At 70.2% G+C, this 25,052-nt stretch carries 21 protein-coding genes and 3 tRNA genes; 8 read left to right on the top strand and 16 right to left on the bottom strand.

All coding sequences use genetic code 11. The features are described from left to right. The 3 genes from AERO9AM_RS14430 to AERO9AM_RS14440 are packed head-to-tail and all read right to left on the bottom strand — an operon-like array spanning position 1 to position 2,818. The gene (locus AERO9AM_RS14430) at positions 1 to 879 is read right to left on the bottom strand and encodes a 3-hydroxyacyl-CoA dehydrogenase family protein (RefSeq protein WP_159576770.1); all 879 of its coding nucleotides are present in this window, start codon (positions 877 to 879) and stop codon (positions 1 to 3) included. Beyond that, positions 876 to 1,631, bottom strand: a complete 756-nt coding sequence (locus AERO9AM_RS14435) for an enoyl-CoA hydratase/isomerase family protein (protein WP_159576771.1) — start codon at positions 1,629 to 1,631, stop codon at positions 876 to 878. Before AERO9AM_RS14435 ends, AERO9AM_RS14430 begins: the two co-directional genes overlap by 4 nt. Beyond that, positions 1,631 to 2,818, bottom strand: coding sequence for a thiolase family protein (locus AERO9AM_RS14440; protein ID WP_159576772.1), 1,188 nt, complete (start codon positions 2,816 to 2,818; stop codon positions 1,631 to 1,633). The genes AERO9AM_RS14435 and AERO9AM_RS14440 overlap by 1 nt, the downstream gene beginning before the upstream one ends. A 147-nt stretch (positions 2,819 to 2,965) precedes the next feature. On the opposite strand from AERO9AM_RS14440, the gene AERO9AM_RS14445 reads away from it, so the two are divergent. Beyond that, positions 2,966 to 3,607: a TetR/AcrR family transcriptional regulator gene (locus tag AERO9AM_RS14445; protein ID WP_159576773.1), complete on the top strand. Its 642-nt coding sequence runs from the start codon at positions 2,966 to 2,968 to the stop codon at positions 3,605 to 3,607. Positions 3,608 to 3,683: 76 nt separating this feature from the next. Here the strand turns inward: AERO9AM_RS14445 and AERO9AM_RS14450 are convergent, their stop codons facing one another. Continuing rightward, complete coding sequence (locus AERO9AM_RS14450; protein WP_159576774.1) at positions 3,684 to 4,325, bottom strand: MIP/aquaporin family protein; 642 nt, start codon at positions 4,323 to 4,325, stop codon at positions 3,684 to 3,686. A gap of 235 nt (positions 4,326 to 4,560) precedes the next feature. On the opposite strand from AERO9AM_RS14450, the gene AERO9AM_RS14455 reads away from it, so the two are divergent. Together AERO9AM_RS14455 and AERO9AM_RS14460 are read left to right on the top strand one after the other, a co-directional pair. After that, the gene (locus AERO9AM_RS14455) at positions 4,561 to 4,740 is read left to right on the top strand and encodes a hypothetical protein (RefSeq protein WP_159576775.1); all 180 of its coding nucleotides are present in this window, start codon (positions 4,561 to 4,563) and stop codon (positions 4,738 to 4,740) included. A 55-nt stretch (positions 4,741 to 4,795) separates the two neighbouring features. Beyond that, positions 4,796 to 6,025: a DNA polymerase domain-containing protein gene (locus AERO9AM_RS14460; RefSeq protein ID WP_159576776.1), complete on the top strand. Its 1,230-nt coding sequence runs from the start codon at positions 4,796 to 4,798 to the stop codon at positions 6,023 to 6,025. Here AERO9AM_RS14460 and AERO9AM_RS14465 read toward each other — a convergent pair. Then, a complete protein-coding gene (locus tag AERO9AM_RS14465; protein WP_159576777.1) occupies positions 5,983 to 6,729 on the bottom strand; it encodes a hypothetical protein in 747 nt (248 codons plus the stop codon). The genes AERO9AM_RS14460 and AERO9AM_RS14465 overlap by 43 nt on opposite strands. A 56-nt stretch (positions 6,730 to 6,785) precedes the next feature. Between AERO9AM_RS14465 and AERO9AM_RS14470 the strand changes: the two genes are divergently transcribed. After that, positions 6,786 to 8,294 (top strand): hypothetical protein, encoded by a 1,509-nt coding sequence (locus AERO9AM_RS14470; RefSeq protein ID WP_236602631.1) that lies wholly within the window; start codon positions 6,786 to 6,788, stop codon positions 8,292 to 8,294. A 141-nt stretch (positions 8,295 to 8,435) separates the two neighbouring features. Then, the gene (locus AERO9AM_RS14475) at positions 8,436 to 11,012 is read left to right on the top strand and encodes a PEP/pyruvate-binding domain-containing protein (RefSeq protein ID WP_159576778.1); all 2,577 of its coding nucleotides are present in this window, start codon (positions 8,436 to 8,438) and stop codon (positions 11,010 to 11,012) included. A gap of 165 nt (positions 11,013 to 11,177) precedes the next feature. On the opposite strand, the gene AERO9AM_RS14480 is transcribed toward AERO9AM_RS14475, so the two are convergent. From AERO9AM_RS14480 to AERO9AM_RS14510, 7 genes are all read right to left on the bottom strand, one after another. Beyond that, complete coding sequence (locus tag AERO9AM_RS14480) at positions 11,178 to 11,624, bottom strand: T6SS immunity protein Tdi1 domain-containing protein (protein ID WP_159576779.1); 447 nt, start codon at positions 11,622 to 11,624, stop codon at positions 11,178 to 11,180. A 188-nt stretch (positions 11,625 to 11,812) separates the two neighbouring features. Then, a tRNA-Met gene (locus AERO9AM_RS14485) sits at positions 11,813 to 11,886 on the bottom strand. Positions 11,887 to 11,910: 24 nt separating this feature from the next. After that, positions 11,911 to 11,982, bottom strand: a tRNA-Thr gene (locus AERO9AM_RS14490). A 109-nt stretch (positions 11,983 to 12,091) separates the two neighbouring features. Further along, complete coding sequence (locus AERO9AM_RS14495) at positions 12,092 to 12,886, bottom strand: inositol monophosphatase family protein (RefSeq protein WP_159576780.1); 795 nt, start codon at positions 12,884 to 12,886, stop codon at positions 12,092 to 12,094. Continuing rightward, on the bottom strand, positions 12,883 to 13,932 hold the full coding sequence (locus tag AERO9AM_RS14500) for a hypothetical protein (RefSeq protein ID WP_159576781.1): 1,050 nt from the start codon (positions 13,930 to 13,932) through the stop codon (positions 12,883 to 12,885). Before AERO9AM_RS14500 ends, AERO9AM_RS14495 begins: the two co-directional genes overlap by 4 nt. Positions 13,933 to 14,050: 118 nt before the next feature. Then, complete coding sequence (locus tag AERO9AM_RS14505; RefSeq protein ID WP_159576782.1) at positions 14,051 to 14,842, bottom strand: enoyl-CoA hydratase/isomerase family protein; 792 nt, start codon at positions 14,840 to 14,842, stop codon at positions 14,051 to 14,053. A gap of 108 nt (positions 14,843 to 14,950) precedes the next feature. Next, entirely contained in the window at positions 14,951 to 15,442 is a 492-nt protein-coding gene (locus AERO9AM_RS14510; protein WP_159576783.1) for an FBP domain-containing protein, read from the bottom strand. A 125-nt stretch (positions 15,443 to 15,567) separates the two neighbouring features. On the opposite strand from AERO9AM_RS14510, the gene AERO9AM_RS14515 reads away from it, so the two are divergent. Further along, positions 15,568 to 15,948: a VOC family protein gene (locus tag AERO9AM_RS14515; protein WP_159576784.1), complete on the top strand. Its 381-nt coding sequence runs from the start codon at positions 15,568 to 15,570 to the stop codon at positions 15,946 to 15,948. Positions 15,949 to 16,007: 59 nt separating this feature from the next. Here the strand turns inward: AERO9AM_RS14515 and AERO9AM_RS14520 are convergent. The 4 genes from AERO9AM_RS14520 to AERO9AM_RS14535 all read right to left on the bottom strand — a co-directional run bounded on the left by AERO9AM_RS14520 (position 16,008) and on the right by AERO9AM_RS14535 (position 20,886). Further along, a tRNA-Tyr gene (locus AERO9AM_RS14520) sits at positions 16,008 to 16,089 on the bottom strand. Positions 16,090 to 16,198: 109 nt separating this feature from the next. Then, positions 16,199 to 17,203 (bottom strand): LacI family DNA-binding transcriptional regulator, encoded by a 1,005-nt coding sequence (locus AERO9AM_RS14525; protein ID WP_159576785.1) that lies wholly within the window; start codon positions 17,201 to 17,203, stop codon positions 16,199 to 16,201. Between the two features lie 89 nt (positions 17,204 to 17,292). After that, positions 17,293 to 19,536 (bottom strand): family 78 glycoside hydrolase catalytic domain, encoded by a 2,244-nt coding sequence (locus AERO9AM_RS14530; protein WP_159576786.1) that lies wholly within the window; start codon positions 19,534 to 19,536, stop codon positions 17,293 to 17,295. Positions 19,537 to 19,581: 45 nt separating this feature from the next. Continuing rightward, complete coding sequence (locus AERO9AM_RS14535) at positions 19,582 to 20,886, bottom strand: MFS transporter (RefSeq protein ID WP_201298652.1); 1,305 nt, start codon at positions 20,884 to 20,886, stop codon at positions 19,582 to 19,584. 224 nt (positions 20,887 to 21,110) lie between these two features. Between AERO9AM_RS14535 and AERO9AM_RS14540 the strand changes: the two genes are divergently transcribed. Both AERO9AM_RS14540 and rhaI read left to right on the top strand, forming a co-directional pair. Continuing rightward, positions 21,111 to 23,891: an alpha-L-rhamnosidase gene (locus AERO9AM_RS14540; protein WP_159576787.1), complete on the top strand. Its 2,781-nt coding sequence runs from the start codon at positions 21,111 to 21,113 to the stop codon at positions 23,889 to 23,891. Continuing rightward, the gene (gene rhaI / locus AERO9AM_RS14545; protein WP_159577566.1) at positions 23,885 to 25,051 is read left to right on the top strand and encodes an L-rhamnose isomerase; all 1,167 of its coding nucleotides are present in this window, start codon (positions 23,885 to 23,887) and stop codon (positions 25,049 to 25,051) included. The genes AERO9AM_RS14540 and rhaI overlap by 7 nt, the downstream gene beginning before the upstream one ends. Position 25,052 lies beyond the last annotated feature (1 nt).

Genomic DNA, 25,052 nt, shown 5'->3' on the forward strand with positions numbered 1-25,052 from the left:
TCACTCGCTCCATTCGTAGAATCCGCGGCCGGTCTTGCGCCCGAGGTGTCCGTCGGCGACGAGGTCGCGCAGCAGCTGCGGCGGCGCGAACCGCTCGCCGAGCTTCGCGTGCAGCTCCTCGGCGATGCCCAGGCGCACGTCGAGCCCGACGATGTCGGTGGTGCGCAGAGGACCGGCGGGATGCCGGTAGCCCAGCTCCATGGCGGCGTCGATGTCGGCCGCGGTCGCGATGCCCTCCTCGAGCATCCGGATCGCCTCGAGCGCGAGCGCCACGCCCAGGCGGCTCGACGCGAAGCCCGGGGCGTCGGCGACGACGACCGGGGTCTTCCCGAGGACCTCGGTCCAGGCGCGGGCGTCGTCGACGAGCTCCTGGTTCGTGGACCCGCCGACGACGACCTCGATGAGCGACGAGGCCGGCACGGGGTTGAAGAAGTGCAAGCCCAGGAAGCGCTCCGGGTGCTCCAGAGCGGCGGCGAGATCGTCGATCGAGATGGAGGACGTGTTCGAGGCGATGACGGCGGTGCGGGGCACGACCGCCTCGATGCGGCGCAGGCTCTCGATCTTGAGGGCCCGGTCCTCGGGCACGGCCTCGATCACGAGCCCGGCGTCGGCGAAAGCCGCAGCGTCGACGCTCGTCTCCAGCGCGCCCTCGAGGGCGGCGATCCCCTTCTCGGTGCTGCCGCGGTCGACCGAGCGCTGCAGGCTCTCGCGGATCCGCTCTCCCGCTGCTGCGGCGGCGGACTCGTCCCGCTCCACGACGACCACCTGGCACCCGGCGAGCAGGAAGGCGTGCGCGATGCCCGCTCCCATACGCCCGCCGCCGAGCACGCCCACGCGCGCCGGGATCGTCTCGGCCGCTGTCGGATCCGGTCCGCTCATCGGCGGGTCCTCCGTTCCAGGAAGGCGGTCATCCGCCGGTGCTTCTCGGGGCTCTCGAACAGTTCGGCCTGCAGCTCCAGCTCGATCTCGGGGTGCCGGTCGGCGGGCGCGAGCAGGGCGGTCTTGGTGTGCCGGATCGCCAGCGGATCGTTCGCGGCGATGCGGTCGGCGATCGCATGCGCCGCGGCCAGCAGGTCCTCGGGCTCGTGCAGCGACGACAGCAGCCCCCAGGCGAGGGCCTCCTCGGCACCGAGCTGGCGCCCGGTGAGCAGCAGCTCGGCCGCCCGCGCCTCGCCGACGATCTGCGGCAGGCGCCAGGTCGCGCCCGCTGCGGCGATGATGCCGAGACCGGGCTCCGGGTTCCCCATGCGCACGGCCGGGGTGCCGATGCGGATGTCGGCGGCGTAGGCGAGTTCGGCGCCGCCGCCCAGCGCATAGCCGTCGATCGCGGCGATCACCGGCATCGGCAACTGCCGGATCCGGCGGAACGCCATCGTGTTGATGCCAGCCCTGGCATCCTGCGCGCGGCGGTCGCGCAGTTGCGCGATGTCGGCACCGGAGGCGAACACGCCCCCGGATCCGATGAGGATCAGGATCCGCGGATCCTCCTCGAGCTCGGCGCACAGCGCGTGCAGCTCGTCGATCATGGCGCGGTCGATCGCGTTGCGGGTCTCGGGGCGATCAAGGGTCGCCGTGACCCGGTCGCCCGTCCGCTCGATGCGCAGGCGCGGTGCCGTCGACGCGTCGGCCATCACACGTGCTCCAGGATCATCGCAGTGCCCTGACCGACGCCGACGCACATCGTCGCCAGGCCGTAGCGGGCGCCCTCGCGCTCCATCCGGCCGAGGAGCGTGAGCAGGATCCGGCTGCCGCTCGAGCCGAGCGGGTGGCCGAGCGCGATCGCGCCGCCGTCGGCGTTCACGATCTCGGGGTCGAGCCCGAGCCGCCGCATCGAGGCCAGCGACTGGGACGCGAACGCCTCGTTGAGCTCGACCGCGCCGAGGTCGGCGACGGTGAGCCCCGCCTTGGCGAGCGCCTTCTCGGTCGCCGGGACGGGTCCCAGCCCCATGATCTCCGGAGCGAGGGCCGCCGAGGCCGACGCCACGATGCGCGCCCGCGGGGTCAGCCCGTGCCGCTCCACGGCGTCGGCTCCCGCGACGACCAGCGCAGAGGCGCCGTCGTTGAGGGAGGAGGCGTTGCCCGCGGTGACGACGCTGCCGCCGGCGACGACGGGGCGCAGGCCCGCGAGGATCTCCAGCGTGGTGTCGCGGCGCGGCCCCTCGTCCGTGTCCACGAGCCCGCCGCGCGGCACGGGCACCGGCACGATCTCCGGGGCGAGGCGCCCGGCGTCGATCGCAGCGATCGCGCGCTGGTGGCTGCGCAGCGCGAAGGCGTCGGCATTCTCGCGGGTGATGCCGTCCAGGCGTGCGACCTCCTCCGCGGTCTCCGGCATGGAGTAGGTGGCCTTGTCGCGCGCGGCGAGGCGCGGGTTCGTGAACCGCCACCCGATCGAGGTGTCGAACGCCTCCCCCGGCTTCGCCCACGGCCGCTCGGGCTTGGCCTGCACCCAGGGCGCGCGCGTCATCGACTCCACGCCGCCCGCGATCATCACGTCGGCATCGCCCGCGCGGATGGCCTGGGCCGCGAGCGCGACCGCGGTCATTCCCGAGGCGCACAGCCGGTTCACCGTGAAGGCGGGCAGCGCGTCGGGGAAGCCGGCCAGGAGCACGGCCATGCGCGCGACGTTGCGGTTGTCCTCCCCCGCCTGGTTCGCGGACCCGAGGATCACCTCGTCGATCGCGTCATCGGCGATCCCGGCCCGCCACGCAGCCTCGCGGATCACGAGCGCGGCCAGGTCGTCGGGGCGGACCCCGGCGAGCGCACCGCCGTAGCGGCCGACCGGTGTGCGCGCTCCGTCGATGAGAAAGGCCTCCGGCATTGCTGGTCCTCCGGGTCGTCGTCGACGGGATGCTGGCGGCCGGAACGAAGCTCTTGTTTTCCGACCGATCGTTCAGTAAAAAGGATGACAGACGGATCCCGCCCGGGCAAGTCCGCGGCGACGGGCCCATGGGAGAGAATGATCCGGATGAGCACACCGCCTGCGAGCGCCCCCGCGGCGGCCGACGAGGCCGCTCCGCGCTCGCGCCGCGGGCGCCCCGGCTACGACCGCGCGCAAGTGCTGGAGATCGCGGTGCGCCTGTTCAACGAGCAGGGCTACGACGCGACCAGCGTCTCGTCCCTCGCGACGGAACTCGGCCTGAGCAAGGCGGCGCTGTACCACCACTTCTCCTCCAAGGAGCAGATCCTCCAGATCGCGCTCGACGACGCGCTCGGCGGCCTGGAGGCCGTGCTCGAGGAGGCGCTCTCGGACGATGACCGTCCGACGGCGGCGCGGCTGGTCTCCGTGATCCAGGGCGCCGTGCGGGTGCTCACGAGCCGGCTGCCGCAGGTGACGCTGCTGCTGCGCGTGCACGGCAACAGCGAGATCGAGCGGGCGGCGCTGGAACGACGGCGCCTGTTCGATCAGCGCGTCGCCCAGCTCGTCGCGCAAGCGCAGCGCGAAGGTGCCCTGCGCGGCGACATCCGTCCCTCGGTCACGACTCGGCTCATGTTCGGCATGATCAACTCGATCATCGAGTGGTACCGCCCCGCCCACACCTCGCTGACCCCGGAGGAGCTCGTCGAGGACGTCACCCGCGTGATCTTCGACGGCCTCCGCGCGCGCTGACCGCATCCGCTCACCCCGCCGGACAGCGGAACGCCCCGCACTCCGGGGAGCACGGGGCGTTCCAGGAACGAACGGATCAGGCGTTCTTCTTGCTGTCGTTGCTGCTGAGCACGCGGAACAGCAGCGCGGCGACCGCGGCACCGATCAGCGGCGCCAGGATGTAGAGGCCCAGGTTCGCCCACGCGAACTGGCCGCTGATCGACAGGCCGAGCGCGACGGCGGGGTTGAAGCCGCCGCCCGAGATGCCGCCGACCGCGGTGGCGCCCACGAAGACCGTGCCGCCGATGGCGAGGCCGTAGAACGAGTTGTTCTCGGTGTCCTTCGAGGTGGCGACGTTCAGCACGACCCACACCAGGACGAAGGTGAACAGCGCCTCGACGAGGAACGCGGGGCCGATCTCGATCTTGACGGCCTTCTCCGCATGCGGCCACACCACGAAGCTCACGAGCGCGGCGAGCGCACCGCCGACGAACTGGGCGATGATGTAGGCGAAGAAGTCGGCGACGCTGATCCCGCCGCGCAGCAGGACGCCGAGCGAGACCGCAGGGTTCAGGTGCCCACCCGAGATGTGGCCCGAGGCGTAGATGAGCACGGCGAGCGCGAGGCCGATCGCCAGCGGCGTGAGCGGGCTGCCGCTGTTGACAGCCCCGATGATCGCGAACACGAACAGGAACGTGGAGATCGCTTCAGTAAGCGCTTTTCCCGCAATGCCAGTCATTTTCGAATGCCTTTTCTGTCAGGTCGAGGGTGGGACGGAGAATCCCGCACGCCGGCCGGCGCACCCTGGATTGCCGAGCCAGAATACCGGCTTCCTGTCAATCAGCTGGGAGCGGGACCACCGTTCCGGTGGATTGGCGGCGGAAATCTCTTGACCCGGGATCATCCTCATCCTATGATTTCATTATTCGATAGAGCAATTCCGCATTTCGGAATCTTGAGCGAGAAGAGAGGCGATGATGCCGCAGACCCCCGACACCGTCGATCGCCGTCCGGACGAGGCGGGCGCCGCACCGCGCCGCACCGCGATCTACCCGCTCATCGACGTCGACCCCGACTTCCACATCCCCGCCCGCCGCGAGGGCACCCTCATGCGGATGCTCGTGGCGCTGCGGATCCTGCCGCAGGCGACCTGACCTCGGCGTCCGCGCGGACCTCGCCACAGCGCGGCGCACGATCTAACGTGGATCCATGGCAGCGCGAGCCGAGACGTTCATCGAGGTCGACGGCGAGGAGGTGCGCGTGTCGCACCCCGACAAGGTCGTCTTCCCCCGGGCCGGGCTGACGAAGCTCGACCTCGTCGAGTACTACCTCGCGGTCGCGGACGGCGCCCTGCGCGGCGCCGGCGGCCGCCCCATGGTGCTGAAGCGGTTCGTGAAGGGCATCGACGCGGAGCCGTTCTTCCAGAAACGGGTTCCGTCGCACCCCGGCTTCATCGGCACGGCGGTGCTCCGCTACGCCTCCGGCAGTTCCGCGGAGGAGGCCGTCGTCACCGACCCGGCGGGGCTCGCCTGGATCGTCAACCTCGGCTGCATCGACCTCAATCCGCACGCGGTCCGCGCCGGCGACCTCGAGCATCCCGACGAGCTGCGTGTCGACCTGGATCCGATGCCGGGCGTGGAGTGGGCGCAGATCGTCGACACGGCCTTCGTGGTCCGCGAGGTGCTCGACGACTGCGGCCTCGTGGGCTGGCCGAAGACGAGCGGATCCCGCGGCATGCACATCCTGGTCCGCATCCGCCCCGAGTGGGACTTCGCCGCGGTGCGCCACGCGGCCGAGACCCTCGCCCGGGAGGTCGAGGCGCGTGCGCCCGGCCTCGCGACCGCCCGCTGGTGGAAGGAGGAGCGCGGCGAGAGCGTCTTCGTCGACTTCAACCAGAACGCCAAGGACCGCACGGTCGCCTCCGCGTACTCGGTGCGTCCGCTGCCCGATGCGCGGGTGTCCACACCGCTCGCCTGGGACGAGGTGCGCCTGCGCCGCCCCGAGGAGTTCACCGTGCCGACGGTGCGCGCGCGGTTCGCGGACATCGGCGACCCGCATCAGGGCATCGACGAGGCGGCGGGCTCGCTGTCGGCCCTGCTCGCGCTGGCCGACGAGCTGGGTCCGGCGGAGAAGCCGCCGCGCGGATCCGACGGGTCCGGGCGGCGCGCATCCACCATGCCGCTCATCGAGATCGCGCGCACGAAGACCAAGCCGGAGGCGCTGGCCGCGCTGGACCAGTGGCGCGAGGCGCACGCCCCCGTGGCGGCGCTGCTGCATCCCGCCGACGTCCTCGTCGACGGCATGCGCGGTTCGAGTTCACTCTGGTATCGGGTACGCGTGAACCTGCAGCACGTCCCGGAGGAACTGCGCCCGCCGCAGGAGCCCCTGCTCGCCGACTACGACCCGTGGGCGGGGAAGGTCTGGCCGGGGACGACCTGAGGGTGGGTGCGGCCCAACGTATTTCCAGGCGTTCGGACAACGCTCGATCGCGTGATCCACTCGCTTTGAGCAGGGCTGCGCCGCCAGCTGTCGAGATTGGCGACCCGTCGCAATACAGATCTCCAGCACCGCCGTTCCGAGGCTTCGCAATTCGGAGGCGTGCAGGAAGCCTCATGTGCGGTCACGGCAGCTACAAGAGCCAGCAAATCGATGCGTAAGGTGCGGATCCAGCGAAGCCCCCACGTCCCATACCAGAGCAGGTAATAGCCCGTGCCGGCCAGCAGGATCGCCACGAAGATGCCGGGCAGATCGGCAACGAACTCGGCGGGCCTGTGAGCCTCGAAGAGCTGTGGTGCTATCACGGCCACTGCGCCGAGGATCAGACCGAAGCCAATAGATGGAAACACTCCGTTCACCATCTCGACGGGCACTCGCGTTGTTTCGAGCAGGAGCGAAATCTTGCTGCGGGTCGTTGGATCCGCGACGACGCGCGGCGCGATTCGTTCGCACCAATCCCGATCAAGTCGGCGAATCTCCTCAAGCTGTCGCGCCAGTCGCCTCGTCACCCGTCTGCGACCAGCTTGGCCTTCTTCCGCAAGGGGCGCCTGGCCGTGGGCAAGGAGTGATATCGGTGTGCGCCGCAAGGACTCAAGGAAGGCCTCGATGTCTTCCGCACGGTTGGCATCGTCGGAGATATTCGCCATAGACACAGCGTGGCCTCCTCCACCGACATCTCGCGCACAGCCCGCGCGTTCGCGTCATGTCCTTCCCCGACCGCCAGCCGCGCATGCCAAAGCGTCCACGTTGGCGCAACGCCGAGCACGGTTTCGACGAGCGTGAGCGCATCTTCCCGATAGCGTTCCTGAAGGAACCCTCGACGATGGAGTCGCAAATGGCAGAAGAGAAGCCGTGGAACGCCGCCCGCCTCATCCCGACCTCCGGCATCAACGGAGCAGAGGAGCAGGAGCGCCGAGCCACATCGGCGCTCCTCGCGGTCATGAGTTCAGTCAAGGAATACGGCCGCGCGCTCACAGCTCGCTTCGGGGCCCCGGCCGGGGGGATGGAGACGTTCATCGAGGTCCCCTTCGTGCTCGGCGAGAAGAAGATCTTCCCCGATGGATTGATCCGCGTTAAGTGGGGCAAGAAGGTCTGGACCGCTCTCGTGGAGGTCAAGACGGGCAGCAACGAGCTGCAGCGCGAGCAGTTGGAGAACTACCTTGACGTCGCGCGCCAGCATCGATTCGACGCGCTGATCACAATCTCCAACGAGATCTCCCCCGCCGCAGGGGTTCATCCGACGGCCGTCGACAAGCGCAAACTCAAGTCGGTTTCGCTCCATCACCTCTCCTGGACTGAGGTGCTTGTCGCCGCCGTCATGCAGAAGGAGGTTCGCGGGGTCGCAGATCCTGACCAGGCGTGGATCCTGGGCGAGTTGATTCGCTACCTCGAGCATCCGAAGTCCGGTGCTGTGGAGCTCAGCGATATGGGGCCGAGCTGGGTCCCTGTCCGCGAAGCCGTCGTCGCCGGGACTCTTCGCCGGACCGACAAGGACGCCGCACAGCTCGCCGCTCGGTTCGACGCCCTGTTGCGGTTCGCGACCCTCAAGCTTGGCCAGCGGCTCGGCGCAGATGTCACTCAGGCACTCAGCAAAGCGGAGATCGCGAACCCTGCCCTGCGCGTCGCGACGCTTACAGAGATGCTGGTCAACGACGGCAAGCTCTCAGGTGCTCTTCGCATTCCGAACACCGTCTCGCCTCTGACCCTGACGATCGACCTGCGTGCGAACCAGGTCACGGGCTCGTTCTCAATATCAGCGCCCGGCGAAGGGAAACCCACCACGCGGATCAACTGGCTGCTCCGCCAGCTCAAGGACGCGCCCGACACCTTGCGCATTGAGACATTCGCGTCACGCCAGCGCGGCGGCAACGCCGAGCTGCTGCGGACGGTGCGCGAGAACCCGAGCGTCCTCGTCGCCGATCCCGGCAAGGAACTCAAATCATTCACGGTCACGTACATCGGCAAGATGGGCACGAACAGGCTTGCGGGTCGGAACGGTCTCATCGACTCGGTGATGGAAGGTGTCGTGAATTCCTACGACCTGATCGGGCAGCATCTCAAGGACTGGTCCGCGGCTCCACCGCGCCTGCGCAAGCCCGACGAGGTGATCGTCGACGAAGCGCTCCCGAGCGACATCCCATCGGCCGCCCTGTCGTCCCAGGACGGAGATCCCGCGCCACCGGCATCCGAAAGCAGCATCAGCTCGTCGTAGCAGACGAGGATGAATGGCCCCGAGGACACTGATGGCGACTCGGGAGAAGGCCCCGAGCTCCGGATGTCTTGCGGTCCCGCCCGCGAGGTGCGATCCTTCCATTAATTCCTCACGTGATGAATTAATTCGGAAGGACCACCCGTGGACCGCGACGGAGCCCAGCCGGGCGAACCCCTCATCCTCGATCTCGCGCAGCTCTCGGCTGCCGACCTTCCGTCGGTGGGCGGCAAGGCCGCCAATCTCGGCGAGCTCATCCGCGCCGGGTTCGACGTGCCCACGGGGTTCTGCCTCACCACGGAGGCGTACCGCCGGGCGGTCCGCGCCACCGTCGTGGAGGACGGGACGCTGACGGACGCCGCGGCGGCGCGCACTGCCGTCATGGCGGCACCGATTCCGGCGGAGGTGGAGAGCGCCGTCCGCACGGCGTATGCAGAATTGGGCGCTGGACCGGTCGCTGTACGCTCCTCCGCCACCGCGGAGGACCTTCCCGGTGCGAGCTTCGCCGGCCAGCAGGACACCTACCTCGACGTCACAGGCATCGACGCGGTGCTCGACGCCGTGCAGCGATGCTGGGCATCGCTCTGGACCGACCGCGCCGTGGCGTACCGCGCGGCGCACGACATCGACAGCGCGGGCGTCGCCCTGGCCGTCGTCGTGCAGACCATGGTCGACGCAGAAGCCGCCGGGGTGCTGTTCACCGCGGATCCCGTGACGGGCCGGCGGCGGCAGGCCGTGCTCGACGCGGCGCGCGGTCTCGGCGAGGCGGTCGTCTCCGGATCCGTGGACCCCGACCACTTCGTGATCGACACCGCCACGGGCCGGATCCTCGACCGCCGGCGCGGGAGCGGTGAGACCGTGAGCGTCACGGACGCGCAGGTGGTGGCGCTCGCCGCCCTCGGCGATCGCGTGGAGCGCGCGTTCGGCGCCCCGCAGGACATCGAGTGGGCCATCGACGGCGACGGCAAGCTCTGGTTGACGCAGTCGCGGCCCATCACGACGCTCTATCCCGTCCCCGTGCGCGACGCGCCCAAACCGCCGGACGAGATCCGCGCCTTCTTCTGCATCAGTCTCGCCCAGGGGCTGCACCGGCCGATCACGCCGATGGGGATCGCAGCGTTCCGCGTGATCGGCGCCGGCTTCCTGGATCTCATCGACCGCCGTCCCGCACGGATCGTCGACGGCCCCGGAGGCCTCGCCGTCGGCGGCGATCGCCTGTTCGTCGACGCGACCCCGATCGTCCGATCCGTAGCGGGGCGCGCGATCTTCCCGCGGGCTCTCGACGTCATGGAAGCGCGGTCCGCGGTGGTGCTGCGCGGGCTCTTCGACGACCCGCGGTTCGCGGTCCTGCCCGGATCGCGCCGACGCTTCGTGCGCGCGTTCCTCCATGCTGCGGCGCGGATCCGCGCTCCGTTCGTGGTCGCGCAGGCGCTCGCGGATCCGCGCGCGGCACAGCGTCGCGTGCGCCGTCTCGAGGCCGAGGTGCGCGCGTTCGACGCCCCCTCGGGCACGATCGAGGACCGCGTCGACGGTGTCGTCGACCTCATCTTCCGCGCGATGCCGTACGCGCCCCGCAGTCTTCCCGGTGCCGCCGCCGGCTTCGCGATGCTGGGCCTCGCACAGCGCCTGCTGGGCCCGGCGGTCCGGCCCGGCGACATCCAGACGGTGCTGCGCAGCGCGCCCGACAACGTGACGACGCAGATGGATCTCGACCTGTGGGACCTCGCCGTGCGGGCGCGCACTGACCCCGACGCAGCCGTCGCGCTGGAGACCCGCTCCGCGCGAGACCTCGCCGACGGCTTCCTCGACGGCGAACTGCCGCCGGCGCTGCAACGCGCGATGAGCGCCTTCCTCGATCGCTACGGTCATAGGGCCGTCGCCGAGATCGACCTCGGGATGCCGCGCTGGGCCGACGATCCGGCACATCTGTTCGGCGTGCTGTCCGGCTACCTCCGGCTGGGTGCGGAGGCGGACACGCCCGCCCAGCATTTCGCCGACGGTGCTGCCGAGGCCACGGCGATGATCGAGACGCTGTACCGCCGTGCGCGGCCGCAGCGGCGGATCCGCGCCCGCATCGCGCGCGGCTTCCTGCGGCGGGCGCGCGCCCTCGTGGGGATGCGGGAGATGCCGAAGTACCTGGTGATCCTCGCGCTGCGGCAGGCTCGCGAGACGATGATCGGGGTGGGACGTGAGCTGGCCACTGCGGATTCGCTCGCGGATCCGCAGGACGTGTTCTTCCTCGACTTCGAGGAGACGAAGCGGGTCGCGACCGGTGACGATCTGCGCGCCGTGATCCGCGAGCGGCGCGCCCGCTACGACGCCGAGCTGCAGCGCAGGCATGTGCCGCGCGTGCTGCTGTCGGATGGGACCGAGCCCGAGGCGGTCGGCACCGCCGCAGCGGCTGCGGAGGGCGCGCTGCGCGGCACGCCGGCATCGGCCGGAACGGTCACGGCGACCGCCCGCGTCATCCTGGATCCCGTCGGGGCCGAACTGCAGCCGGGAGAGATCCTCGTCGCGCCGTCGACGGACCCCGGGTGGACGCCGCTGTTCCTCACTGCGGGCGGCCTCGTCATGGAGATGGGCGGCGCGAACAGTCACGGCGCGGTCGTCGCCCGCGAGTACGGCATCCCCGCGGTCGTCGGCGTCGCCCGCGCGACCGAGCTGATTTCGACCGGGGACGAGGTGACCGTCGACGGCGCGTCCGGTGTGGTCAGCCGCTAGCGCGGGTCATCCAGCCTCGCGCGGCCGGGGCGTAGGCCGGATACCGGCGCACCCGCACGAGCACGGCGGCGGCAGGTCCGATGATTTCGGAGTCTGCTCGCATATTCAGGGGCTAAGAGTGCACGACTCATAATCGTGAGGTCGCGGGTTTCAGCCCCGCACCTGCTATAGAACGACAGACGTCCCCGGCGGAAGGTTCCGTACCTGCGCGTGAATCTGTCCCGCGAGGTTGACCGCAACCTCGAAATCGACGAGCTGGAGGTTCGCGACCTCGAACCCGCCGCCGAGCACGGGCGGCACTCGGAAGTCATAGATCTCGTCAGCGTCAGGCACGAGCCCGTCCGCGACGGCCTCCGCCGCTAATCCGATCATGAGGTACTGGTCGCGCCCCTCGCTCGTGTTGAGGATCGCAGTAAGGTCCTCGCCCGTCGAGCAGATCTCGTTCAGTGAGCCTCCAACGACATCAAGCAACCAGTACGACGTCGGCCCCTGCATGAAAATGTCTCCGAACGGGGATGTGAACAGCGGGCGCTTGTCCACCAGATCCAAAAAGGTCCATGACTCCAACGCTGAGGCGACCGCGCGATCGTTGAACCGTCTGATCAATTCCATCAAACGAACTTAGAGGATCTATCAGGACGACGAAGAGCTACACGCATCTGTCCGGTACCGCCGCAGCATTCGCGGTATGCGCAGGCAACCAACGGCACGAATCGTGAGGTCACTCTGGACGACGCGAAGATAGAGCGCCATCGGGCCTGACGCACGAAAACCCCCGGAAATCCGGGGGTCTCATTCAGTAGCAGGAGCGGGGCTTGAACCCGCGACCTCACGATTATGAGTCGTGCGCTCTCACCAACTGAGCTACCCTGCCGCACGGCATCCGATGGATACTGCGAGCCCCGAGTCAGGATTGAACTGACGACCCCTTCCTTACCATGGAAGTGCTCTGCCACTGAGCTATCGGGGCGTGCTGCCCTGCGCGGGCAACCAGACGAGAATACCAAAGATTCGGCGCGTCGCCGAATCGGGGCGGCTCTCGCGTAACACGGGCGTGTCCGCGTCCCGGCACGCCCTGTTCAGGCGGTCTCGAGGATCCTGAGCCGCAGCTCTTCGACGACTCGAGAACCGCCCGCGAGGTTCAGGCGACGGGTGACATCGCGCCCCTCCGGACGCAGGAACACGCCTCCGGCCTCCTGCACGAGAAGCGCGCCCGCGGCGAAGTCCCACGGCGACAGCCCGCGCTCGAAGTAGCCGTCCAGGCGTCCCGCGGCGACGTATGCGAGGTCGGTAGCGGCACTGCCGCCACGACGCAGATCCCGCGCCATCGGCATCACGCGGCCCACCGTGGCGAGGTCGCCGGCGTGCGTGCTCGAGTCGTACCCGAACCCCGTGGCGAGCAGTGCGCCGGCCGGGCCGGGCTCGGCTATCCGAAGGCGCACCCCGTTCACGTACGCCCCCTCGCCGCGCACCGCGGAGAACGTCTCCCCGATGACGGGCGACCGCACGACCCCGGCGAGCGCGGTCCAGCCGTCCGGGTCGGCACCGCCCTCGACCGCGGCGATGCTCACGGCGTACAGCGGGATGCCCGACGCGTAGTTGACGGTGCCGTCGATCGGATCCACGACCCAGGTGATGCCGGTCGTGCCCTCACCGCCGCCGGACTCCTCGCCGAGGAAGCCGTCGCCCGGGCGCTCCGTGCTCAGCCGCGCGCGGATGAGCGCCTCGACCTCGCGGTCGGCCTCGGTGACGATGTCGGCGAGCGTCGACTTGCTCGCGGCGATGGAGACGCCCTCCTCACGTCGGCGGCGGGCCAGCTCCCCTGCCTCGTGCGCGATGTCGACCGCGAGATCGCGGAGATCTGCGGCGGTCACGACGCGGACGAGGACGTGGTCGGCGGGGCGGGCGGGGCCTGCGGGAACCCCGAGGGTTCGCCGGCCTGGGCGACGCCGGACGGTGCCGCGCCGTCGAGGCCGTGCCCGCCGGACAGAGGGTCGTGCACCGGCGCAGGCTGGGCCGCGGCCGGCACAGGCTGAGCCGCCGCGGGCACAGGCTGAGTCGCCGCAGGCTGAACCGGCACCGCCTGCACCTGCCCCGGGATCGTGGCGCCAGGGGACGGCACTCCCGTGTAGTACGCGTTCCAGTCGGGGCTGCCGTCGGGAAGGATCGGCAGCGGCGTGCGGGCGTCCGCGTGCGTCGGCCAGGGCTGCAGCGGGGCCGCCGGAGACGCCGTCGCCGCGTAAGGCGCAGGTGCGGGCCGCTTCGGGGCGAACAGCACATTCAGCAGCGGGATGAGCATGGTGCCCACCGCAACGAGGATCGTCAGGGCCACCACGATGCGCCAGTACAGCTCGTGGTAGTGGAAGGTGTGCGGGAAGGTCAGGTAGAACACCAGCATGCCGACGAGCACCGCGAGGAACGCGAAGGTGGCCCAGACGATCGCGCGCGTGAACCCGGTCACGTAGCGCGCCGCCGCCTTGCGGAACAGCCGCACGTGCAACAGGGCGAGCTGCAGGATGACGACGACAGCGACCAGCTGGAAGAACCGTTCCGGACCGTCGAAGTAGGAGAAGGACGTGCCGTCGTCGGGCAGCCAGATCTTCACCGCCCCGACCAGCAGCGCGAGGATCCACGAGATCATGCTGAGCAGGGCGAGCCAGTCCTCGCGGTTGGGCGCCAGGCTCGCCTCGAGGATCGCGATGGCGGCGAAGCCCGCGAGCAGCAGGATCGTCAGGAACGCGCGGCCGATGAGCCCTTGCTGGTCGCCGATCAGCACCCAGACCACGCAGACCAGCGCGGCCGCGATGAGCGCGCCGATCGCGATCCAGATGGCTCCGCGGATGAGCAGGGACGTGTTCGCCCCGGATTTCGCCGGTGGTGTCGTGTTCGCCATGGGATCCCCCGTCTGTCGTGCCTTCATCCTCGCATGATCGAGCGCGCGGCCTCGGCGTAGTGCGACGACGGTGGATAACTGCACCCGCACCCGCGGCTGTGCGGATCGACGCGGCGCGGAACTCACGCCCGCGCGGGCGCCTGCCTCAGCGGGTGCTCGAACGGCTCGCGAACGCCGCGATCAGCCCCTGCGCCTCGGCGCCCCCGAACGCCGCGGCGATGCTGCGCGCCTCCTCGTCGAGCTGGCCCGCGAACGTGCGCTCGGGGCGCGAACGGACCAGGCGCTTCGCCTGCCCGTACGCGCGGAACGCGCCGGACAGCCAGAAGCGGGCGATCTCCTCGGCGCGGCTGCGGACCGCCGCGGCGATGGCCGGCGCATCGCCCTCCCCCACAGCCTCGGCGGCGATGCCCCACTCGACGGCTTCCGCGGCAGACAGCATGCGGTCGGTGAGCAGCAGCTGCAGCGCGCGGCGTTCGCCGACCGCCGCAGCCAGCTGGGCGCTCACGGAGAGATCGGGAGTGAGACCGACGTTGGCGTACAGGCTGCCGAAGCGCGAATCGGATCCGACCACGGCGTAGTCGCTCGCGAGCAGGATCCCCAGTCCCCCGCCCGCGGTGGTTCCGTGCGCGGCGGCGACGACCGGCACCGCGGAGGACACGAGCGATGCGATCCCGGAGTGGATCACCTGGGCGAGACGCTCGATCTCCTCGGGCCCGCCCATGCCCGTGGCCATGTCGATGACGTCGCCGCCGGCGCAGAAGGCACGCCCTTCGCCCTCGATCAGGATCGCGCCCACCGCGCTGTCGCGGACGGCGGCCGCGGTGGTCTCGGCCCAGGCGTGCGCTAGCTCGGCGTTGAACGCGTTGAGCCGCTGCGGGCGGTTCAGTGTGATCCGGGCGAGCCCGTCCTCGACACGGTAGAGCAGCGGCTCGGACATGGGACTCCTTCGGGATCGGCGGCGATCAGGCGGCGTGAACCGCTCGTCCAGCGTACCCGCGTCGACGGCGGCCGTGACACCGAGTCTCAGTGCGGATGAACCTGAGGATCAGGCGTCGCCGAGGACCGACGCCACGAAGGCGTATACCCGGCGGTGCGTGCCGTCGAGGCGGCGGTCGGCGAGGCGCTCGGCCCGGATCTCGTTCGGCGCGAGCGGCGGGGCGAGCCGCACGCTCTCGTGGCAGGAGAGGTCGGCGCAGATGTACGTGCCGACCACGGAGCCCTTGCGTCCCTCCGCGCCGCCGCGGCGCGCCGCGAACAGCGCGACCTGGTTTCCGGGCTGCATCGTGTGGCAGAGGTTGCACATCCCCGAGCGCACCCGTGAGGGGTCGGCGGCGCGCAGGACGATGCCGACGGCCTCTCCCTCCTGCTCGATGACGATGTAGCCGCTGCGCGCGGCGATCGGATCCCGCCACGCGAAGAAGTCGAGGTAGTCCCACTCGGCCAGAAGAAGGTCGTGCGGCATCGCGATCTCGGCGACCTCGTCGGGCTCGGCGTTGCGGAACGACGCCCGGATCTGGTCTTCGGTGAGGGCACGCATGACCACCAGTCTAGGAAGGGCACGCGCGGTGGGCATCGGGTCCCGCATCGGATCCGGCCCGCGATGTCGGTGGCAGCGCCGAGGATGAACTCGTCGCGCCGCACGGCCCGACGGAGAGGAACCCCGTGGACTTCGCATCGATCCGCATCATCACCGACGACGTCGACCGTCTCGCGAGCTTCTACGAACACGTGACGGGGGCGACGGCCGCGCGACCGGCCCCGGTGTTCGCGGAGCTCAGGACCGGGACCGGCACCCTCGCGATCGGCAGCACGGCGACCGTCGCGATGCTCGGCGACCGCGCTCCGAAGCCCGGGAGCAACGAATCCGTGATCATCGAGTTCCTCGTCGAGGACGTGGACGCGGAGTTCGCCCGGCTGCGCGATGTGCTCGACGACGTCGTTCTCGCGCCCACGACCATGCCCTGGGGCAACCGGTCGACGCTGTTCCGCGACCCCGACGGCAACCTCGTCAACCTCTTCGCCCGGCCCGCGTCGCGCGACTGAGGCGTCAGCACACCGTGAGACGAGGGAAGGCCCCCGCTTTCGCGAGGGCCTTCCGGGGGTGGCGAGTGAGGGATTCGAACCCCCGAAGCATTCCGCGGCTGATTTACAGTCAGCTCCCTTTGGCCGCTCGGGCAACTCGCCATGCACGCCCGTCCCGCTTTTCCAGCCGACCGGGGGCGCGAAGATCAAGCATACCCGGCGGATCCTGACACCGGAAATCGAGGAGACGGAGCGCCCGCCGTCCGCGTGTTCACGCGCCGAGCGTGGATGCGCGCGCGACCAGCTCGGGGCGATAGAGCACCGTCTCCGCCGCCGCGGCGCGCCCGTCGGCGGCGCCGAGGAGCAGGTCGACAGCCGTGGATCCGATGAGGCCGGCGGGCTGCCGGATCGAGCTCAGCGGGATGACCGCCGCCTCAGCGAAGTCGATGTCGTCGTAGCCGATGAGCGCGATGTCCTGCGGCACCCGGGCATCGCCCACCATGACCAGGCTCTGCAGGATCCCGAGAGCCAGCAGGTCGTTCGCGGCGAAGATGGCGTCGGGCCGCTGCGCCCGGGGACGCTCCATGAGGAGGCGGCCCGCTCGGCGGCCCTCCTCCACGCTGAGCGCGCCGGTGGCCATGAACTCGAGGCCCACGCCGGCCTCGGCCGCGACCGCCTGCGCGCCGCTGAGACGATCCGAGACCTGTCGGAGCGATACCGGTCCGCCGACGAAAGCGAGGCGGCGGCGCCCTGTCTCGAGGAGATGCGCCGCAGCGATCCGGCCACCCTCCACGTCGTCCACGGCGACGGAGGAGAATCCGGGGTCGCTGGTCTCCCGGTCGACGAGCACGCTGAGGGTGCCCCGCTCCCGCATCTGCTGCAATCGGGGCAGGGCGTCGGCGACGGGAGTGATGAGCACGCCGGCGACGCGCTGCTCCTCGAAGAGGTCGAGCAGCATGCGCTCACGCCCCGCGTTCTCGTCGCTGTTCGCGACGAGAACCGACAGTCCGTGCTCGTCGGCGCGCTGCTCGGCACCCCGCACGACTTCGGCGAAGAACGGGTTGCGGATGTCGAGCACCACCAGGCCGATGGTGTGACTGCGTCCCGCCCGCAGCTGGCGCGCCGCGTCGTTGCGCACGTAGCCCAGGCGCGCGATCGACGCCTGAACACGGGCGACGGTCTCCGCGGAGACGCGTTCGGGGCGGTTGAGGACGTTCGAGACGGTGCCGACGGACACACCGGCGTCCTCTGCCACTTCCCGGACGCTCACGACCATCGCCGCCCCCTTCTCTCGCACAGCGAGCCTAGGGCATGCCTCCGGCGGAGCTGCGGCGGGCCGCGCCCGGGGCACGGACGGGCCCTGCCTCAGAGGGTGAAGCGGTGCCGGCCCCCGACGACCTCGTGCGTCGCCCCTCCGGGCAGCACGATCTCCGCCGGGACGCCCTCGGGCACCCGCGCCTCCAGCACGAACCCGTCATCGTCGGTGCGCCACTCGACGGCGATCTCGCCCGCCGAGGACTCGTATCGGGTGCGCGCCCAGGAGATGCCCGGTCCGGGGACCGGCTCGATGCGCACCTTGGCGTAGCCGGGCTCCGCGGGACGGATGCCGCCGACGACCTGGTGGATCCAGTCGACGACCGCTCCGAGCGCGTAGTGGTTGAAGCTCGTCATCTCGCCGGGGTTGATGGATCCGTCCGGCAGCATCGAGTCCCAGCGCTCCCACACCGTGGTCGCTCCCATCGTCACGGGATAGAGCCAGGACGGGTTCTCCTTCTCCAGCAGCAGCCGATAGGCGTCGTCGACATGGCCCGTCTCGGAGAGCGCCCAGGTGACGAACGGGGTGCCGGCGAAGCCCGTGGTGACCCGGTAGCCCCCGGCGCGCACCAGCTCGGCCAGCCGCTCGGCCGCCTTCTCCCGATCGACATCACCGAGAAGACCGAAGCAGATCGCCAGCGCGTAGACGGTCACGCAGTCCGAGCGCACACGACCGTCCTCGACGTAGTGCCCCTGGAACGCCGCGCGCGTGCGCTCGGCCAGCCGCCGCCAGCGCTCCGCCTCGTCGGTCAGCCCGAGGACCTCCGCGGCCTCCGCCGCGAACGACGCCGAGCGGTAGAGGCAGGCCGTCGCCACGACATGCGGATCCGCCTTCGCCGCAGCGGGGTTCTCCGGCGGCGCATCCGGATCCAGCCAGTCGCCGAACTGGAAGCCCTGATCCCAGAGCCCCGTCGGCGAGAGTGCGCGCTCGACGGACTCGAGGTGCAGCACCATCGCCGGGTAGTGCGCCGCAAGGCGGTCCCGATCCCCGTAGGCGCGCCAGAGCGCCTCGGGAACCCAGACCGCGGCGTCGCCCCAGATCGCCGTCGCGCCGAGGGCGGGGAACGCGAAGTCCTCTCCGAAGTGCGCGTACTTCAGCACGTCCGGGACCACGATCGGGACGACACCCGACTCCGAGTGGCGGGTCTCCGCATGCAGGTCCTCGAGCCAGTCGTGGAGGAAGTCGGAGGTGTCGAACTGGAAGGAGGCCGACGCCGCATAGGCGGCGATGTCGCCCGTCCAGCCCAGCCGCTCATCGCGCTGCGGACAGTCCGTGGGGACGCTGAGGAAGTTGCCCTTCTGCCCCCACACCGAGTTGTGCACGAGCTGATTGACGAGCGGCTCCGAGCACTCGAAGGATCCGAGCCGGCGCATCTCGGAGTGCACGACGACCGCCTCGAGGTCCTCGGCGCTCAGCTCACCGGGCCAGCCCGTGACCTCGGCGTAGCGGAAGCCGTGGAAGGTGAGCGTGGGCTCGAAGACGTCCTCTTCGCCCGACAGCACGAACACGTCGGTGGCCTGGGCGGCGCGCAGCGGCCGGGTGCCCAGCTCGCCGCCCTCGAGCACCTCGGCGTGACGCAGGACGATCTCGGTCCCCCGGGGGCCCTGCACGGTCGCCCGGATCCATCCGACGAGGTTCTGCCCGAAGTCCACGAGCGTGCGCCCTGCCGGCGAGGTCCAGATCCGCACGGGGCGCAGCGTCTCCTGACGGCGCACGGGCGGACCCGCCTGCGCGACGAGCCGGCTGCGATCGACGTCGATGGTCGAGACGGCGAGCTCCTCCCCCGGTTCTCCGCGCAGGCGGGCGTCGATGGTCTCGCCGTTGTAGAGCGAGTTGCGCAGCACCTCGCTCGTCTCCGCCCGCCAGTCCTGGCCGGTCTTGACCGTCTGCACCGATCCGTCCTGGAACACGAGCTCCAGGGCGAGGGCGAGCGCGATCTCCTCTCCGTAGTTCGCGTTCGCCCCCTCGAAGCCCAGGTCGCCGCGATACCAGCCGTTGCCCACGAGCACGTCGATCGAGAGATCCCCGGACCCGCCGCGCACCGCATCCGTCACGTCCCAGTTCTGGAACGGGAGACGCCATTCGTAGGCATTCCAGCCCGGGTCGAGCACGGAGTCCGACACCGGCGCCCCGTCCAGGCGCGCCTCGTACACGCCGAGAGCGGTAGCGACGAGCCGAGCGGATGCGACCGCCGCGCGCGGCTGCACCGGCGCGACCGTCCGGCGGAAGCGGATCGCGGCGTCGCGCGGGGCGTTCGCTGTGATGAAGGCTGCCTGGTGCAGGGGGGTGTCCATGTCGGTCCTTCCGGATCGTGGGCGTGCGGTGGGCGGGCTATGGGGTCAGGACTCGATCGGGGCCGCGTCCGCCTCGGGCTCGACGGCGATCGTGCTGAGCGACTCGGTGACGAACTGGCTCTCTCCCGCCTTGCGGAAGGCGAACCAGGCCACGATCAGCCCGATCGCGACGACGCCGCTGAGCACGGCGTACAGCCCCTGCGGGCTGACCGCGATGAGGGCGGGCGTGACGAAGGCGAGCAGCGCGGCGACGACTCGGGCCACGGCGATGACCGCTCCCTGCGCGGTCGTGCGCAGCAGCGTCGGGAACGATTCCTGCGTCCACACCTTCATGATCCCTTCGAAGGCGAACGCGCCGCCGACGCCCATGAACAGGTTCATCGCGATGATCGTAGGCAGGCTGAATCCGAGCACGGCCGGCGTCAGGTATCCGAGCAGCAGCACGATCGCGCCGAAGACGAAGTAGGTCATGCGATGCTTGCCGTCGACGATCCGCATGAACCAGAGGCCCGCCAGCAGGCCGATCGGGAACGACGCCAGGCCGATGGCGGAGTTCAGCGCGACCGGGATGCCCGCGACGTTCACCGCGAGATAGGTGCCGAACTGGCCGCCGGTGTTCGCGCCGACGTTCGTCAGGGCGTAGAACACGAGCAGCGCGAGGAACGGCCCCAGGTACGGCTTGCGCAGGAGGTCGCGCACCGAGGAGCGGTCGGCCCGCACCGTGACCACGCCGCGACGGCGCTCGTCGCGCGCCGCAAGCCAGAACGGCGACTCCGGGATCGTGAGCCGTGCGAGGAACACGAGAGCCGCCACGATGCCGACCTGCCCGAACAGGAGCTGGCCGCCCACGCGGCCCATGCCGCCGGCGAAGGTCGCGATCACGATCGTCCCGAGGATGCCCACGACCCAGAGGATGTTGGACAGGCCGATGATCGCGCCGCGGTTCTTCTCGCTCGCAGCCTCCGAGATAGTGGACAGGGAGACCGGCAGATCCGCACCGGTGCCGAGCCCTGCGAGGATGACACCGATCAGCAGTGCCGGGAACGACGATCCGAACACGAGCAGCGCGATGCCGATGATGACGACGAGCATGGTCACGAGGAAGACGCGGCGGCGACCGAACGCATCGCCGAGCCTCCCGCCGAAGACCGCGCCGATCGCGATCGAGAGCGTGAGCAGTCCGGACAGGATGCCGATCTGGTCGGGCGTGACGCCGATCGTGTGCTGATAGATGACGAGGGCGATGCCGGTCGCGACGATCGTGGCGGCATCGATGTACGACGCCATGCCGCACACGATGCCGACCCACCACGGGTTCGGGTGGCGGACGGCGGAGGAATCGACGGTCATGGTTCTCCTTTGAACGGGACGAGACGGTGCACGCGGCCGGGACGGCGCTGCGGATCCGGGTGCTCTGCACGCTAGCAGTGTTTGAATCGATTCACAATATCCCGCCCGCGAAACTCTTTCGCCGACGTTTGCGCCGCATGCTGCGCTGAACTTGACGACTGCCGAGAGAGGCCGTATCGTCGGCATCAGATTTTGAATCGATTCACAGCAAAGGAGCCGCAACGATGCCGCTCGTCCTCTCGGACCTCCGCGCCGATCATCTCGAGAACCCGCTGGCGCTGCGCCGCAGCACACCGCGCCTCACGTGGCGCGTGCGCACGGCGGGAGCCGTTACTGCGCCGCGCGCGCACCGTGTCCGCATCACGACCGAGGACGGCGCGCTCGCGTACGACTCGGGGTGGATCGAATCCGACGACAGCGCCCTGGAACCCGACGGCTTCACGGGAGTCCCGGGGACCGACTACCGCTGGAGCGTGGCCGTGCGCGACGCGGACGGCGCAGAAGCCGAGGCCGATGCCGGCTTCGGCATCGGCCTCGCGGACTGGGACGCACCGTGGGCCGAGCCGGAGCAGGAACGCGTGCTCGCCGAGGGACCGCTCGAGCTCGGCCCCGAGGTGTTCGCGCCCAGTGCCGACACCACGCCGCCCGGCGAGCGACTGCACCCTCCGCGGTACCTGAGGCAAGAGTTCGAGCTTCCCGGGGCACCGTCCTCAGCGCGCCTGCGCATCACCAGCCAGGGAGTGCACCAGCCATCGCTCAACGGCCTTCCCGTCGGAGACGGGCTGCTGGCGCCGGGGTACGAGAGCTATCAGCACGAGATCTCGGTGATGACGCATGACGTCACCTCCCTCCTGCACGAGGGATCCAATGTGCTCGGAGTGATCCTCGGTGACGGCTGGTACGCCGGCCGGATCTCGATCCTGGGGCGCAGCGCCCAATACGGCGACATCCTCCGCGCCACGTGGCGCCTGGAGGTGGATCTCCCCGACGGCACCCGGCGCGTGATCCGGCCGGACGCCTCCGTGCGCAGCTCACGCGGCCCGATCGACTGGTCGGACATCTTCATCGGGGAGCGCCACGACGCGCGCGCCGAGATGCCGGGCTGGGACACCCCGTCGGCCGACGCCGAGCTCCTCGCCTCGTGGACGCCCTGCAGCCTCGTGCCCGTCGCGGTACCGCTCGTGCCGTTCACGGGAGAACCGATCCGGCGCGTCCGTGAACTCCCTGCAGAGCGCATCCTGACGACGCCCGCCGGGGAGACCGTGATCGATTTCGGCCAGGTGATGGCGGGGCGGGTGCGGATGCGGGTCCGCGGGGAGCGCGGCACGGTCGTCCGCCTGGAGCACTCGGAGGTCATCGACGCGGAGGGCGACTTCCTCGACAACATCCTCGGCGTCAACAAGGACCAGGCCGACGAGTACGTGCTCGCCGGAAGCCCGGAAGGCGAGGAATGGGAGCCGCTGTTCACCTTCCACGGGTTCCGATACGTCAAGCTCATCGGCTACCCCGGAACGCCGGTTCCTGAGGACTTCACCGCCGTCGTCATCGCGAACGACCTCGACCAGACGGCCTCCTTCTCCTCCTCGCACGCGCGCCTGGACCGCCTCGTCGAGAACACGATCTGGTCGCAGCGCTCCAACTTCCTCGCGGTGCCGACCGACTGCCCGCAGCGCGAACGGGCCGGCTGGACCGGCGATCTGCAGATCTTCACGCCGACCGCCGCGACGCTCATGGGGGTGGCCGCGTTCCTCGACCGCTGGCTGCGCAACGTGCGCGTCGACCAGGCCGCGCATGACGGCATCGTGCCCATCATCGTGCCGATGCCGCCGGCCATGGACGATCCGGACCGCCCGAACGCGGGCCTGGGCGACATCCGTGCGGCGGCCGGCTGGAGCGATGCGATCACGATCGCGCCCTGGGAGCTGTACCGGCACTACGGCGATCCGCGCTTCCTGCGCGACAACCTCGACGCGATGCGCACCTGGGTCGAGCACCAGACCGCCGACGCCGCGGCCACGCTGCCGGCCCGACTGGATCCCGCATCGCTCTCGCCCGAGCGACTCGCCCGGCAGCGCCTGCTCTGGAACGGCCGGATGAACTTCGGCGACTGGCTGGCCCCGTCGACGCTCGACGGCTCCCGGCCCGAGGCCGCAGGGCTCGACGAGTTCTCGGCGATCATGCTCGCGCCGCAGCTGACGGCCGAGCTCACCGGGCCCCTGTTCCAGATCCGCTCCCTGGATCTGTACGCCGCGTCGGCCGAGGCGGTCGGCGATGCCGCGACAGCGGCGCAGGCGCGTGAGCATGCGGCGGCGGTGCGCGCCGCATTCGCAGCGGAGTATGTCTCCGACGACGGACGGATCGGTCCCGATATGCAGGGCATCGCAGTTCTCGCGCTCGCGTTCGACGCGGTGCCCGAGGAGCTGCGCCCGCGCGTGGTCTCCCGCCTCGTCGAGCTCGTGCACGAGGCGGGGGTGCACCTGGACACGGGGTTCGTTTCCGTCCCGTTCCTCCTGGATGTGCTGTGGGACGAGGGGCACCGCGATCTTGCGCGCGCGCTGCTCGTGCAGGACACGGCACCCTCCTGGCTGTACGAGGTCGACCACGGCGCCACCACGATCTGGGAGGCCTGGAACGCGGTGCACGAGGACGGCACGGTCGAGCGGATGTCGATGAACCACTACGCGTTCGGCTGCGTCGTCGACTGGATGATGCGACGCCTCGCGGGCATCGAGCTCGTGGAGCCGGGCTATCGGCGCACGCGCATCGCCCCCGACCTCGACGGCGTGCTCGAGCACTGCCGGGCGCACGTGGACGCGCCCGCCGGCAGGATCGCCGTCGACTGGCGCCGCCACGGCCGGACCGCGGATCTGAACGTCGACGTCCCGCTCGGAGTGACGGCCGAGGTCGCCCTGGCGCCCGGCTGGGCGATCGACGGCCCCGCCGAGCTCACCCCCGGCACGCACGCCCTCCGCGCCACCCGCATCGAAGAAAGCACCGCATCATGACCCTCTCCCCCGCGATCCTCGCCGAGCTCGAGAAGCAGGCCATCGAGCTGCCCAGCTGGGCGTTCGGGAACTCCGGCACCCGCTTCCGCGTGTTCGGCACCCCGGGAACGCCTCGCGACCCCTTCGAGAAGATCGCCGACGCCGCCCAGGTGCACCGGTTCACGGCCCTCTCCCCGTCCGTCGCGCTGCACATCCCCTGGGATCTCGTGGACTCCTTCGACGACCTGCGCCGGCACGCGGAGGATCTGGGTGTGCGCCTCGGCACGGTCAACTCGAACACCTTCCAGGACGAGGAGTACAAGTTCGGCGCTCTCACGCACGAGGACGACCGGATCCGGCAGAAGGCGATCGACCACCACTTCACCTGCATCGACGTGATGCACCGGACCGGATCCCGTGACCTGAAGATCTGGCTGGCCGAGGGATCCAACTATCCGGGCCAGAACGACATGCGCGCTCGGCAGGACCGCCTGCAGGACTCTCTGCAGCAGATCTACGCGCGCCTCGGCGACGAGCAGCGCCTGGTACTGGAGTACAAGTTCTTCGAGCCGTCGTTCTACCACACCGACGTTCCGGATTGGGGTACCGCGTACGCGCAGGTGGCCGCCCTCGGCGACCGTGCCATGGTGTGCCTGGACACGGGCCATCACGCGCCCGGGACCAACATCGAGTTCATCGTGATGCAGCTGCTGCGCCTGGGCAAGCTCGGCTCGTTCGACTTCAACTCGCGCTTCTATGCCGACGACGACCTCATCGTGGGTGCGGCGGATCCGTTCCAGCTGTTCCGGATCCTTGCGGAGGTCATCCGCGGCGGAGGCCTCAACAACACCGACGTGGCCTTCATGCTCGACCAGTGTCACAACATCGAGGCGAAGATCCCCGGCCAGATCCGCTCGGTGCTGAACGTGCAGGAGATGACGGCGCGGGCCCTGCTCATCGATCGCGAGGCCCTCGCCGCCGCACAGCGCGCCGACGACGTGCTCGCCGCGAACGCCGTGCTCATGGACGCCTTCTACACCGATGTGCGCCCCGCGCTGGCCGCCTGGCGCGAGGAGCGGGGACTACCCGCCGATCCCATGGCGGCGTTCCTCGACTCCGGCTACCTCGAGCGCATCGCCGCCGAGCGCGTCGGCGGCGCCCAGGCCGGCTGGGGCGCCTGAG

It is taken from the genome of Microbacterium sp. 8M (assembly GCF_902506375.1).
Classification (GTDB): domain Bacteria; phylum Actinomycetota; class Actinomycetes; order Actinomycetales; family Microbacteriaceae; genus Microbacterium.